This is a genomic window from Amazonocrinis nigriterrae CENA67, from assembly GCF_016056305.1.
In the GTDB taxonomy this organism is placed as follows: Bacteria; Cyanobacteriota; Cyanobacteriia; order Cyanobacteriales; family Nostocaceae; genus Amazonocrinis; species Amazonocrinis nigriterrae.
In genome coordinates this window covers 1-12,813 of the sequence record NZ_JAECZC010000006.1, presented here as the reverse complement: position 1 = coordinate 12,813, position 12,813 = coordinate 1, and the positions used below count along the sequence as shown (strand labels likewise).

11 protein-coding genes are annotated in these 12,813 nt (G+C 40.5%); 1 reads left to right on the top strand and 10 read right to left on the bottom strand.

Going from position 1 to position 12,813, the window contains the following annotated elements; translation table 11 throughout:
- Nucleotides 1-234 precede the first annotated feature (234 nt).
- The 10 genes from tyrA to aroF all read right to left on the bottom strand — a co-directional run bounded on the left by tyrA (nucleotide 235) and on the right by aroF (nucleotide 11,864).
- On the bottom strand, nucleotides 235-1,359 hold the full coding sequence (tyrA, locus tag I8748_RS05075) for a bifunctional chorismate mutase/prephenate dehydrogenase (protein ID WP_198123573.1): 1,125 nt from the start codon (nucleotides 1,357-1,359) through the stop codon (nucleotides 235-237).
- Nucleotides 1,360-1,392: 33 nt separating this feature from the next.
- On the bottom strand, nucleotides 1,393-1,782 hold the full coding sequence (gene aroH / locus I8748_RS05070) for a chorismate mutase (protein WP_225896319.1): 390 nt from the start codon (nucleotides 1,780-1,782) through the stop codon (nucleotides 1,393-1,395).
- Nucleotides 1,783-2,270: 488 nt separating this feature from the next.
- A complete protein-coding gene (locus I8748_RS05065) occupies nucleotides 2,271-3,587 on the bottom strand; it encodes a tyrosinase family protein (protein ID WP_198123571.1) in 1,317 nt (438 codons plus the stop codon).
- A 198-nt stretch (nucleotides 3,588-3,785) separates the two neighbouring features.
- Nucleotides 3,786-4,259, bottom strand: coding sequence for a VOC family protein (locus tag I8748_RS05060; protein WP_198123570.1), 474 nt, complete (start codon nucleotides 4,257-4,259; stop codon nucleotides 3,786-3,788).
- A gap of 169 nt (nucleotides 4,260-4,428) precedes the next feature.
- The gene (locus tag I8748_RS05055) at nucleotides 4,429-5,181 is read right to left on the bottom strand and encodes a hypothetical protein (protein ID WP_198123569.1); all 753 of its coding nucleotides are present in this window, start codon (nucleotides 5,179-5,181) and stop codon (nucleotides 4,429-4,431) included.
- Nucleotides 5,182-5,380: 199 nt separating this feature from the next.
- Entirely contained in the window at nucleotides 5,381-6,133 is a 753-nt protein-coding gene (locus I8748_RS05050) for a hypothetical protein (protein ID WP_198123569.1), read from the bottom strand.
- Between the two features lie 186 nt (nucleotides 6,134-6,319).
- Complete coding sequence (locus I8748_RS05045; protein ID WP_198123568.1) at nucleotides 6,320-6,997, bottom strand: GNAT family N-acetyltransferase; 678 nt, start codon at nucleotides 6,995-6,997, stop codon at nucleotides 6,320-6,322.
- Nucleotides 6,998-7,063: 66 nt separating this feature from the next.
- Nucleotides 7,064-8,596, bottom strand: a complete 1,533-nt coding sequence (locus I8748_RS05040) for a long-chain-fatty-acid--CoA ligase (RefSeq protein ID WP_198123567.1) — start codon at nucleotides 8,594-8,596, stop codon at nucleotides 7,064-7,066.
- Between the two features lie 106 nt (nucleotides 8,597-8,702).
- On the bottom strand, nucleotides 8,703-10,400 hold the full coding sequence (locus I8748_RS05035; RefSeq protein WP_198123566.1) for an HAL/PAL/TAL family ammonia-lyase: 1,698 nt from the start codon (nucleotides 10,398-10,400) through the stop codon (nucleotides 8,703-8,705).
- A gap of 369 nt (nucleotides 10,401-10,769) precedes the next feature.
- Complete coding sequence (gene aroF / locus I8748_RS05030; protein ID WP_198123565.1) at nucleotides 10,770-11,864, bottom strand: 3-deoxy-7-phosphoheptulonate synthase; 1,095 nt, start codon at nucleotides 11,862-11,864, stop codon at nucleotides 10,770-10,772.
- A 486-nt stretch (nucleotides 11,865-12,350) separates the two neighbouring features.
- Between aroF and I8748_RS05025 the strand changes: the two genes are divergently transcribed.
- Entirely contained in the window at nucleotides 12,351-12,791 is a 441-nt protein-coding gene (locus I8748_RS05025) for a hypothetical protein (RefSeq protein WP_198123564.1), read from the top strand.
- The last annotated feature ends 22 nt before the right edge of the window (nucleotides 12,792-12,813 follow it).

Genomic DNA, 12,813 nt, shown 5'->3' with positions numbered 1-12,813 from the left:
ACCACAACAGTATCAGCCGCGCGTACAGGAGTCTTGCTGGCAAAAAACTGTGTTAGAGCGATCGCGCAAAAGCAACTACCAACTAGCTTGAGATTTTTCCATCTGCTACTCATCAAAATTTTCCCCTATTAGTGATTAGGGGAATATAGCAGATAATTGTGTCTTTTAATACTTTATATAAGTTACACCCAAAAGTAGTATCTCACTCCCCTGCACCCCTGCACCCCTGCACCCTCAATGATAAGTCAACTGAGCTTCTCTAGTATTCCCGCTGAAACTAAGATGTTTTTGTTCAGCCTCCTTAGCTGCTTGAAAAATACTCAAAGCATTAATTACATGAGTACTTTCCTCTAAAGCACCGTTCAACTCTTCTCCAACAAAGCTATGGCTGGCTTTGAACTCGCAAATCAAGGTATCGCGATCGTTTTGGATAACTAATTTCGCCAACCGCTCATAAGTTTTTGCTAATCTGCAAATAGCTTCACGGCGCTCTGGAGTAGCTAACATAATGTCTACAATCAAAGGTGCAGATTGAGCCAGCAAGCGGCTAACTATACCAATTTCCAAACGGAAAATTGGGCTAGAGAAATCTAAACTACGATGGATATTAATCTCTTCTTCTTTTAAGAAAACACCAAAGCTAAAGGTCTTAAAATTCCTAATTGCTTGAACAGCCATCATCATCTGGTCATGTTCTTCTGGAGTGGACAAAATTAGTTTGCCACCTTCATTTTCAATTAAATCCAGTAGCCATTGAAAAGCAAAATCTTCACGACCAGGGCAGACCACAACTTTTTGAGACAAGAACGATTGGATACCTTGCCCAAACATCGGATGCAAACCCATAACGGGCCCTTTGTGATGTTCTAACATGGCTTGTAAAATAGGAGTTTTAATACTAGCAATATCAGCCAAAGCAGTATTAGGCTCAAGGTAGTTAGCTAATTTATGAATTACCTCTATTGTGTATTCAATCGGAACACAAATTAAAACTAAATCTGCTCTTGCTAACAGAAATTCAGCATCATCCCAGTCACTTTGTTCGAGAATACAGACTTGATGACCTGCGGCTGATAACCTTTCCCTAAAGAAGCGTCCCATCATACCGTTTCCACCAACTAAGGTAACCCGTCGGGGTTGAACACTATTAACAGGTAAAGATGCAGTGGTGACAGCAGCACAATCCATGACAATGTTTTTCCAAATCGACTCTGGAACACCACATTGGGCAAGGTAAAATGCAAAATTAGCAATTTGTGCCTCTAAAGAAATTGGTGCTGATTCTGCCAAAACTGCTATTCTTTTGCTTAATAAATCAATAATTTGTTGGTCAATTTCTTGAAGCTTTGCTGGGAGCATAATATTTCTCTAACTACTATAAATAGCGTCAGCTTAACTTAACAGTGCCAAATCTGGGCGTAGCTTGGCAGCGTGGCGCAAATAAACATGATGTAATGCATTTTGCGGTAAAGGCGTGTTGAGGTGAATTAGCACGCGAATGCAGAATTGTAAGCTACCAACAACCTGCATTTGTTGCACATCCAACAAAGGAACTTCATCCCAGCCTGGACGACGACGCGCCACCGCCGCCGGAAATATTGCATCTAAATCGGAAGTTACAGAAAAGGTGACACTAACAATTTCGCTAGGATCTAAAGAATTGTTTGCCTCTAGCGCATCCAATAATTCATCTACAGCCGCAGTAATTGCTGCTACTGAATTTTGGCTTGTAGTTGCGCCTCTGAGTCCCCTTACCCGCCATTCTCCAGACTGTCTTGACATACTCAGGTGTTTATATGTATGTTTTGAAAGTGATAAGTTATCCATAAAATTCCTGTAAGTTAATTTAATAGTTAAAGATTTTTTGCATACAAACAATATATTTGCAGTTTGCCAAATAAGATAAATTCTGCAAAAAGAACAAAATGAAGAAGGGGAACGGAGAAAGGGGGAGGGAACCCCACAATTGAGATAGGGGTTTCAAGTATGGACGCTGATTTTTATAGCACTACGTCTCTGGTAAAATCTGATTTGAATATTCTGGGCAATTAAGATAGGGGGCTTTATACCATGTGGGGAAAAGTTTTAACTTTAATTCCCTTCCCCTTCCCCTTTTTCTTTTCCCCTTTTTGGTAAAAATTAATTTTGAAATAACTAATTTTTGGCTTTTTGCAGAGGTAAATATCAGGTGAAATTACCAAGCAAAAATTAGTTTATATTATCCACCGCAAAAAGCCTGAGATTAATTTGTCAATTTACTAACAAATTTTCTAATCCCTAGTTGCCGTCAATGGCTGAGCAATCAAAGCTTTATTTTTGCGGGATAATTGCTGACGTTGCCACAAGGAAGCTCCACCCAAAACACCTAAAGCTAACAGACCTAATGTAGAACTACCTTCTGGTATGGTGTCATAAGTGTAACCGTAATCTCTGATGGACAGAGTGTCTTTGGGTGTGACAATATCATCAGGGCTGAGAATAGGTAAGTAAGATTTTATGTCTCCTGGGCCAATTGTTCCTGGTTGAGACTGACCTCCATCCCAAGGCCACATAGGATCATTGAGGTTGTGTCCGTATGGCTGTCCTGTAGAGGGATAAAAATCGCTGCCTGCATGACCGTTTGCTTGCCATTCCGCCCACAGACGATCTACGTTGGCATGATGAATCCAGAATACAGGATCGTTGGGAGAACTAGGAACACTGCTGAAAGTCCCTAAAGGTTGGATAGCAGGTACGCCTGTAACTGGATCAATTCCGGTAATTTGGACTCCACCTACCAAGCCATGAATATAGTTATGTAAAAAAGCTCCACCGGTGATTTGACCATTCTGCCCGACTGAAATAAATCCTTCTAGCGCTGGGCGAAACAAATCGTAGTTGTCAATAGCAAGAAGTTGATCTATTTCTTGCTGAGGTATGGGATAAGCATCACCAGGAGGTAATTGCAGAAAACGTATGAGTGATGTACCTAGAGTTTGATTTGTAGTTGGGTCAAAATGTAAATCCGGATTGAGTACCCAACCATCAGCTTCTGAGAAATTACCAGACTGAACAGGCCCTCCCTCAAAATCTCCTCGACCTGGGACGTTCACTACTACTCCTGAGCCATTTGATCCTAAAAAGTCAGGTTGAAAAATAACGTCAATAGCTTTTGGATCTGTCCAATCCCAATAGGGAATAGTAACGTTGGGGTTGACTGATTGCAAAGCTTTTTCAAATCGGTCTAAATATTCACGATGCCAAGGCAAAAAACCAGCATTGGTATGGGCAGCATCAATCATACCTCCTGGGCCTGTTGCATCTTCTGACATCATGGCCATGGCACCTACATGGGTAGCGGTAAATTGGTCATAAATGCTCAGGGTGCTACCTTCGGGAATTGTAGTTTTTAAAGCTTTGATGGCATTAACAAAGTCTGTCTTTTCCTGTGGGGTCAAGTCAACAACATTCTTTCTCACCAAAGAGCCAGCTATTGCTGGGTTTCCCAACATGCTCAATGCAACAGTTATGCCAATACTGAACGTTGTAACAGTTTTGCAGACAAGTTGTGTACCTTTTTTAGAGAGTTGTAAATTTTGCTTCTGCATATAACCTTTCGTAGTGTCAGCGTTTACGAAAATTTGAGATTGAGTAGTCTCTAAATGTTTATCCCATATTTCGCTACTGAATTAATAGACAAGGAGTCTTTTTAATTAGAAAATTTATACAAATTTTATACTTAAGTATTGTTGTAAACAAGCATCTAACATTATTGACAACCCTACACTTTTGTTACTCACTGTCAATTAAGTAAGGGAACTATAATGCTTCAACTCTTGCTCTAAATTCAGTGGAGCCACAAAAACTTGATTCTCTAACTGACCCCATACTTCCTTCGGAACTTGCCACAGAATCTCAAATTGATGACCATCTGGATCTTGAGCATATAGTGATTTGGAAGCACCATGATCACTAGCACCACGTAAAAGACCTAGCTTTTGTAGTAACTGAGCAGCTGTTGATAACTCTTCAATTGTTTCCACTTCCCATCCCAAATGATAAAGACCAATTGCCCCTAATGGTGGGGATGGAGCTTGAGAACCCAGTGAAATTAACCCTAGATCATGATGATTATTGGAGTTAATTGCCCGAAGGAAGGCCATTCTTCCTGGTACAGCAGCAACCTCTGTAAAACCAAAAATTGACTGGTAGAACTGAGATGAACGTTCTACATCACGTACATAAAGAACTGCATGGTTTAACCGCGTAATCCGAATCATAGAAGTATTTTCTCTCAGCTTGCTGATCAATTTCTCTGATTGTGAACCTAAAGTTACAGGCTACAGCTTGGTTTAGGGTTGTAATATGATGATTACAAAAGAAGTCTAAACTTACATAGCTGCACCCTTGAGGGTGGCAGCTAGCGTTTACTGATTAGGGTAAAGTCACCTAATCTAAAGACAGAACATGTTGCTGGGCACAACGCAAACAGTGATTGAGGAAACCAGCATAAGCATCAAGGGCCTTAGCACCAACTTCAACCATGACATCGACGTGTTCAGGATGCTTGCCCAGAAAGTTCTTCAGCAGTTTGGCATTGAGTTGGGTGTGACCAACATCGACACTGACGTGTTCTTCCATAAACGACAAACCTTGAATAATCGAGTTGCCGAGGACTTGTTGGCATCGTTGAATTAACTGCGAACCATAGCGCACAGACAACATTTCGATTTCGTACTCAATGGCCACCTGAGCAAAAGGAGTCTCACTAGCAATCACATCTTCATGGAGTTGGCGGTAAAGTTGAGTACTTTCACCTCTGGGTTGAGACAGGAACCATTGTGCATCTTGCTGTGGGGTGCGACGATTATTCCAACTGGAAACCAAAGCATGGGTGTCATCAATCATCATCAAATGATGTCCGGCTTCTTGTTGTGCGTGGGTTTTTAACAACTGTCCCAATTCTGTGTATCCTAGTTGCAAGCAGCGATCGCCTGCTCTACTGATCCAGTCTTCTACCACATCGGTCATGGCTACGCCCAAGGCGTTGAAGTAAATCAAGTATAGTTCTAATACTCTTGGGTCTACTTCCCCTGTGAGAATTTCTTCAAATCCTGAGTTTTGCTCAAATCTAATTCTGGCGTTTTCGATTTTGCTTTCGTAGGTTTGATATAGATCCCGTTTGACTGTTGTTTGTACCATGATTTCCTTTTTGTTTTCTACAATTCGATGGTTTTTAGATGAATTTCTGTGTTTGTTTTTAGTGGGAAAATCTTGCTTTTGTATGCAATTTCAATTGTTGGACTTTCCCATCTAAATGTTGAATAATTTTGCTGTTGCTATGTTATTTATCACCAATGTCTGCAATCTTTATGCAGCCTGTTTGATTTAATTTTGCAACCTAATCTAAAGACAGAACATGTTGCTGGGCACAACGTAAACAGTGATTGAGGAAACCAGCATAAGCATCAAGCGCCTTAGCACCAACTTCAACCATGACATCGACGTGTTCAGGATGCTTGCCCAGAAAGTTCTTCAGCAGTTTGGCATTGAGTTGGGTGTGACCAACATCGACACTGACGTGTTCTTCCATAAACGACAAACCTTGAATAATCGAGTTGCCGAGGACTTGTTGGCATCGTTGAATTAACTGCGAACCATAGCGCACAGACAACATTTCGATTTCGTACTCAATGGCCACCTGAGCAAAAGGAGTCTCACTAGCAATCACATCTTCATGGAGTTGGCGGTAAAGTTGAGTACTTTCACCTCTGGGTTGAGACAGGAACCATTGTGCATCTTGCTGTGGGGTGCGACGATTATTCCAACTGGAAACCAAAGCATGGGTGTCATCAATCATCATCAAATGATGTCCGGCTTCTTGTTGTGCGTGGGTTTTTAACAACTGTCCCAATTCTGTGTATCCTAGTTGCAAGCAGCGATCGCCTGCTCTACTGATCCAGTCTTCTACCACATCGGTCATGGCTACGCCCAAGGCGTTGAAGTAAATCAAGTATAGTTCTAATACTCTTGGGTCTACTTCCCCTGTGAGAATTTCTTCAAATCCTGAGTTTTGCTCAAATCTAATTCTGGCGTTTTCGATTTTGCTTTCGTAGGTTTGATATAGATCCCGTTTGACTGTTGTTTGTACCATGATTTCCTTTTTGTTTTCTACAATTCGATGGTTTTTAGATGAATTTCTGTGTTTGTTTTTAGTGGGAAAATCTTGCTTTTGTATGCAATTTCAATTGTTGGACTTTCCCATCTAAATGTTGAATAATTTTGCTGTTGCTATGTTATTTATCACCAATGTCTGCAATCTTTATGCAACCAGTTAGATTTATAGCTGATACTCTCCGGGTATTGTGGCGTTATACCATTTAGCTGGAATATCAATATCTGGAATTGTCAGGCGGCTTTCCATTGCTTCACGATCAGCTCGATAGAATTCATGAATTTTATAGAAGGGAACTGGCTTAATCGTGCGAGTACGAATTTCTAAAGTGTCAGAAAAGTACTGGAAAATTGAGGTATTAGCGCAAGAAACAAGAAGATGTGGTTGCTCTTCATTCATATGAATAAAGTCTCGAGAATGTGCTGCTCCCATCAATAATTTACCCAATCCCTTTTTTCGCCACTCATCCTTGACTACGAATTTGCTCAGTTCTCTTATATGCTTTCCAGAGTATCTATTAGCTGCTCCAGCTTCAATTAATAGTTGATCAATATCTTGTTCAGTTACCTTGCCATATCTTTCAGGATTTGTACTGTGTAAATATAGCCCCATACAGGCAACAATTTCATCATTAACTACTCCCATGAGATAATGGTGGGGATATAGTTCAATTTTTGCTTCAATATCGTATTCTGTTTCTGAAAAACTAATACCGAGTTTTTTATAGTAAACTTCTGAAACCAAAGACTGACATTGACGAGTTTCTGAACGAGATTCAGCTATTTTAAACAATACAGTATACTTTTGTTCCACATGATTTGCTTGGATTAATTCAAGACTCATTATTGACTCCTTAAAATATGTATTTTCTTACCAAAAAATAGTTGTACATTGTCAACAATAAATAATTCAACTTTTTAACAATATCTGGGGTTGATGAACATCTTGTATAGAATTATGTCTTAGCAATCTCCTCAATACTTTTCCAGTTGGATTTTTTGGTAGTGCATCTACAAAGTGAATTACATGAGGAACTTTGTAGGCTGCCATGTTTTGATAACAAAAATCAATGATTTGCTGTGCCGTAATATTGTGCCCAGGTTTCAGCACTATGTTGGTGTTAACTACTTCACCTTTAATTGGATCAGGTACACCATATACAGCAACTTCAGCAACGGCTGGATGTTGATAAATGACGTTTTCAACTTCACTAGGATACACTTTAAATCCCGACAAGTTGATCATGTCTTTTATGCGGTCAACGATGTAGAAATATCCTTCTTCATCCATGCGCCCAATATCACCAGTATGGAACCAACCATTTTGAATTACTTCCGCAGTTTCAAAGGGGCGATTCCAATAACCAAGCATGACATTTGGCCCCCGAACTAGGATTTCACCTAATTCACCTAGTTGTACTTGATGACCGTAATTATCAACAATTTGAATTTCTACATTGTCAATCGGTGTACCAATTGAACCGAGTTTGTATTGCAAATCATTGTTATAGGTGGCAAAGGGAGAAGTTTCTGTTAAACCGTAACCTTCATGGATAAAAATTCCATATTTATCATGCCATTTTTGAGCAATTTCAATAGGCATGGGTGCGGCTGCTGAAAAGAAATAACGTACATTGTTGAATGTCTTTTCAGGAATTTCAGTATTTAATATTTTGATGAATACTGTAGGCACACCAAAGAACATTGTAATTTGTTTTTCAGTGATGGTTTGCAGAACTTTCTCTAAATCAAAACGACGTTGTAGAACGATGGTTGCACAGGCACTAAAACCAGTGTTTAAAATGGCATTTTGACCAAAGCAATGGAATAGTGGCAAATACAACAGCAAGCGATCGCTACTACTAATGCGATAACAACGATTTGCTGCGTAGCTGTTAGCAATCACATTGCCGTGAGCCAGAGTCGCTCCTTTGGGGAAGCCTGTTGTACCTGAAGTATAGAGGATACAAGCTGGCGCATGGCGATCCATTTCGACTGCTGGTGCTTCAGGTGAAGCATTTGCCATCAGTTGGGCTAAGGTAATTCCTTTATGAGCTTGACCTTCTGCAATTAAGATATGTTCTAATTCGGGTAAATCTGCTTCGGAAACCTGCTGACTTTGGGATTCGGTGGTGATGATGGCTTTGGCTGCACAATCGTTAAGGATGTAACTGACTTCGGCTGTTTTCAACATCACATTGATGGAGACAGCAATAGCACCAATTTTGAGAATGCCCAGATAACCAATTACAAACTCAGGAATATTAGGCAGAAATAAAGCTACGCGATCGCCTCTTTTAATTCCCAATCCTCTTAAACCATTTGCAACTCTTCCTGCTAATTCATCAAGCTGTTTGTAAGTGAAAGTTTTATCTTCAAAAATCAAGGCAATTTTATCAGGGAATAAGCGATGTCCCCGCTCTACATGATGTGCGATATTCATAATTGCAAATACTTAATTCAGTTGCAGAAAATATTGTTGACTGTGACGAAACTCTGCTGATCTGTAACGCTTTTGGCAATTGATTCGTCACTCAAATCAATCGATTTTAGTTGGCAAAAAGATTCTTAACTGCGCTGACAATTTGTCCATCAGCAGCGATATCTGCGGCAATGCGAGCAATATGCAAATCAAGTCCTTGTTCGTGGTCGTTCCAGATATAGGGGCGGTCAGCTGAAGGTGGTTGTCCGACTACATCCCGTACTGCAATATATAAATCTCTAGTAGCAGGTGATAAGCAAGCACGAGCATCATAATGTTCCGCAACTGCATAGGTGCGTAAATCAACAGCTTGCACACCAAACATCAGCGCGATCGCCATATACTGTTGGAATATCTCTACTGAGTGTCTGGCTAAATTTGCTGAAGCAAAACCTTGGCTATTAATATTTTGGTTAAATTGTTCAGCATGGGTAGGATATCTGTCTGCTATAGAATTCCCATAAAAGGTCAATAGCGGCATAATCGAGTTACCAGCTATTTGCAAACCCTTTAACCCCATATTCACACTACGTTCACGGTTTCCTACTAAAGATGCTGATAGTCCGTTGTTAAATTCTGGCGCTACAAGAGATGCTATTTGTACATCTAAATGTTTAGCCAACAAGCCAATATAGTAACGCAGTTGATCCATTCCTGTGCTGATGTACTGTCCCAAGAAATTACCGCCATGATAACTAGCTTGGTTTTGGACATCAATCAGTGGGTTATCTGTTGCTGAGTTAATTTCTACTTCAATCTGTTTTTGAATTTGTTCAATACCATCAACAATGGGCCCCATATATTGAGGTAAACAGCGCAGTGAATAACGGTCTTGAATTAAATGCGTACCGCGATAATCATGGGAACCATCCAACTCATCACGAATTAACCGGGAACCTGCAAGCAAGTTGAGCATTTGGGAAGCAGTCCATTTTTGCCCTGGGTGCGGTTTGAGTTGATGAATAAATGGGTGGAAGGATTGATTTGTACCATTCAAACCCTGGATAGCTAAAGCATGGGCCCCCATCGCTATTGCTAACAAAGTTTTGGTATCGTAAACACAGTTAGCAGCTATGGCTGTCATCACAGAAGTTCCATTCATCATTGCTAACCCTTCTTTAGCAAGTAGTTGCAATGGCTCTAAACCGAGCTTTTTCAATGCTGTTGGTGCATCCATTTCTTTACCGTTAAAGTCAACGGTATAGCTTGGATCTAAACCAATCAGCGCCCCAGTAATGTAGGACAGTGGAACTAAATCACCACTTGCACCGATGGAACCAAATTCATAAACATGGGGTGTCACGCCAGCATTCAAGAACTTCTCCATACGTTGAATAAGTTCTAGGCGAATACCAGATGCACCATACAAATGTGAGTTAATCCGCAACAACATAGCGGCGCGGACATCAGCCAGTGGTAATCTCTTTCCTGCACCTGATTTGAGAAACCAAACTAAGTTGTTTTGCAGCAAAGATGCACATTCAGGAGAAATCACCACATTTGCCATACCACCAAAGCCACTAGTCACGCCATAGATTGGCTGGCCAGTTTCCACGGCATTATTAATATAGTCACGGGAAGCTTGAACACCTTGTAATACTTGCTGATTCTCGGTCAGGCGTACCAAACTACCATGACGTGCGACGCTAACAACTTCATCGATTGTGAGGTTTTGATCACCAACAATAACTGTCTTGTCTGAATTTCCTAAGAAGGAAGGTGAATAGTTAGAAGTTTGATGTGTGTTTAAAGATACTGTATTCATTGCAGGTTATTTTATATTTAAATTGCAGCTAGTTGTAGAGATAATTGGCTGACCAATTTTATTAGGTGTTGTTGTCGTTAACAGTGTTTGCTCACATGCTCTTAAGTCTGAATTTGTGATTGATTTTGGGTTTTACACAGCCATCAAGTAGTTCTTTGTTCTAGATAAATTTGCTGTTTGAACCCACATATATCAATCAATCCGTTTACCAAGTTTTATGCAGAGTGACTGAAAATTTACATTCTTGATATTTTCAGGGAACTAGAAACGGGTACTACTACGGACACGATATAGAAAGCTGAATATGCAACTCATACAGAAATTACTTTTTTAGTTTGCTGACTCAAACGAGCCAGCAATGCCATACATTCAAACCCGTGCGGTAACTTGTGTCGCCAACGCCGCAGAGGTGTAAGTGTTGTTGGGTTTAGCCCAACGACCGAAGAATTTACCCAAAGCACCCAACTCCAGCATTAATTCCTCAAAAGCAGGCAGTGTCAATGATTGCGGCCCATCTGAAAGAGCTTTAGCAGGGTCAGGATGAACTTCAATCATCAAAGAATCAGTACCAGATGCGATCGCTGCCATGGCCATGGGTTGGACAAACTCAGATTTACCAGTAGCATGGCTGGGATCAATCATAATCGGCAAGTGAGTCAGAGTCCGTAACACCGGAATTGCAGAGATATCTAAGGTATTACGTGTATACTGTTTGTCAAAGGTGCGAATACCTCGCTCACACAAAATCACATTAGGATTACCTGCGGCAAGAATATATTCAGCAGACATCAACCAATCTTCAATAGTTGCAGCCAAACCACGCTTGAGCAGCACAGGCTTACCAGTCGCACCGACTTTCTTCAGCAAGGAGAAATTCTGCATGTTGCGGGCACCAATTTGGATAACATCGGCAACACTAGCTACCAATTCCAACTCCGCAGCATCCATGACTTCTGTAATAATCCCTAAACCTGTAGCTTCACGAGCTTTCGCTAACAATTCTAGAGCGCTTTCACCATGACCTTGGAAAGCATAAGGAGAAGTCCGGGGTTTGTATGCTCCACCGCGGAGAAACTGTGCGCCTGTAGCTTTGACGACCTGGGCTGTTTCCACAATCATTTGTTCGTTTTCTACAGAACAAGGCCCAGCCACCACAACTACTGGATGGTTTTGACCAAAGGTAACAGCACCGTTAGGTGTGGGAACAACTACTTCACTGTGTTCGCCATTACGATATTCCAAGGAAGCGCGTTTAAATGGCTTTTTAATACGTACAACTTGCTCAATAAACGGGCTAATATTTTGAATTTGTTTGGTGTCAATTTCGGCAGTATCACCGATTAATCCAATTACTGCTTTTTGCTGACCAAGACTTACTTCTGGGGCGATTCCATAACGGCTAATTTCCAATGTGATGCGTTCAATTTCTACTACTGGTGTGCCGGCTTTAATGACAATAATCATTGGTCTGTTTCCTGTTTAAATATTCTCTGTAATCTTTAGGTATGGGTTGTTAATTTCGAGAATGTTGTTTATTGAACCCACAAATAATCATCACGCTCGTTTTCGGCTTTTACGCAAAAAATGCTAAGTTTTACATTTCTTTACAATCACTTGATAACATCACTTGTTATATATCAACAATCAAGCTTTAACCTGGACTACTAATCAAGGTCGAAGCTGGGAAACAGGTCAGAGCCTGAAGTTTGCTTTTGATGATTAAGTTTTTGCTATACTATTCTGTTTTAAACTGATTTTGCTAAAAAGCGCTGAAGAATAAAAAGATGAGTTTAAGTGAGATTTCTTGAATTGTGCAGAGGGAAGAAATAGCTTTTTGCTCTTTCACGTTTATTCCTCACCCTTCAAATGTTTCCTAGACCATCAGGAAAATCAAGAGGGCTTATCCCAAAAATATTGTCAATAGCCGCATCAACGCTTTTTCTAGACTTTATGCGTCGCAAACTTTTCTATATTTTAATTGTGCTGCTTTCATTGAGCATTATTACTCTATGCTGGCCTATAAATGATTCTGAATGTAATTCAGAAGCTTTCCTCAAATCAAAAATCAAAAAATTTCAAGTACAGGCTACTAAAGTTGTTGTGCAGCCGTGGCGTGGTGAACACCAAGTGTATGGAATTTTTGTAGTCCCCAACGAATACAAGCAAGCACCGTTTTTTATATTAACAGTTAAAGGTGTCGGTAGTGAATGTTCAAGGCCATCTGGTTACAGGCAAAACTTTGATGACGTTTTTGCTGAGACAGGAACTCATCTAGTGAGGAACTACATCAGAACTCGCATCGCCTGGCGGCTGATTCTCCAAGGATTATACTTCCAACTCAACGATAAACAAAACTGGACACTGACTTTTCGTGAGCCTATAGGGAGATAGGGGGATGGGGGAGATGGGGGGA

Excerpts from the sequence above, each read along its gene's own strand:
- I8748_RS05050 (WP_198123569.1), bottom strand. The coding sequence starts at position 6,133 with ATGGTACAAACAACAGTCAAACGGGATCTATATCAAACCTACGAAAGC.
- I8748_RS05055 (WP_198123569.1), bottom strand. The coding sequence starts at position 5,181 with ATGGTACAAACAACAGTCAAACGGGATCTATATCAAACCTACGAAAGC.
- I8748_RS05035 (WP_198123566.1), bottom strand. The coding sequence starts at position 10,400 with ATGAATACAGTATCTTTAAACACACATCAAACTTCTAACTATTCACCT.
- aroH (WP_225896319.1), bottom strand. The coding sequence starts at position 1,782 with ATGTCAAGACAGTCTGGAGAATGGCGGGTAAGGGGACTCAGAGGCGCA.
- I8748_RS05025 (WP_198123564.1), top strand. The coding sequence starts at position 12,351 with ATGCGTCGCAAACTTTTCTATATTTTAATTGTGCTGCTTTCATTGAGC.
- aroF (WP_198123565.1), bottom strand. The coding sequence starts at position 11,864 with ATGATTATTGTCATTAAAGCCGGCACACCAGTAGTAGAAATTGAACGC.
- I8748_RS05040 (WP_198123567.1), bottom strand. The coding sequence starts at position 8,596 with ATGAATATCGCACATCATGTAGAGCGGGGACATCGCTTATTCCCTGAT.
- tyrA (WP_198123573.1), bottom strand. The coding sequence starts at position 1,359 with ATGCTCCCAGCAAAGCTTCAAGAAATTGACCAACAAATTATTGATTTA.
- I8748_RS05065 (WP_198123571.1), bottom strand. The coding sequence starts at position 3,587 with ATGCAGAAGCAAAATTTACAACTCTCTAAAAAAGGTACACAACTTGTC.
- I8748_RS05045 (WP_198123568.1), bottom strand. The coding sequence starts at position 6,997 with ATGAGTCTTGAATTAATCCAAGCAAATCATGTGGAACAAAAGTATACT.
- I8748_RS05060 (WP_198123570.1), bottom strand. The coding sequence starts at position 4,259 with ATGATTCGGATTACGCGGTTAAACCATGCAGTTCTTTATGTACGTGAT.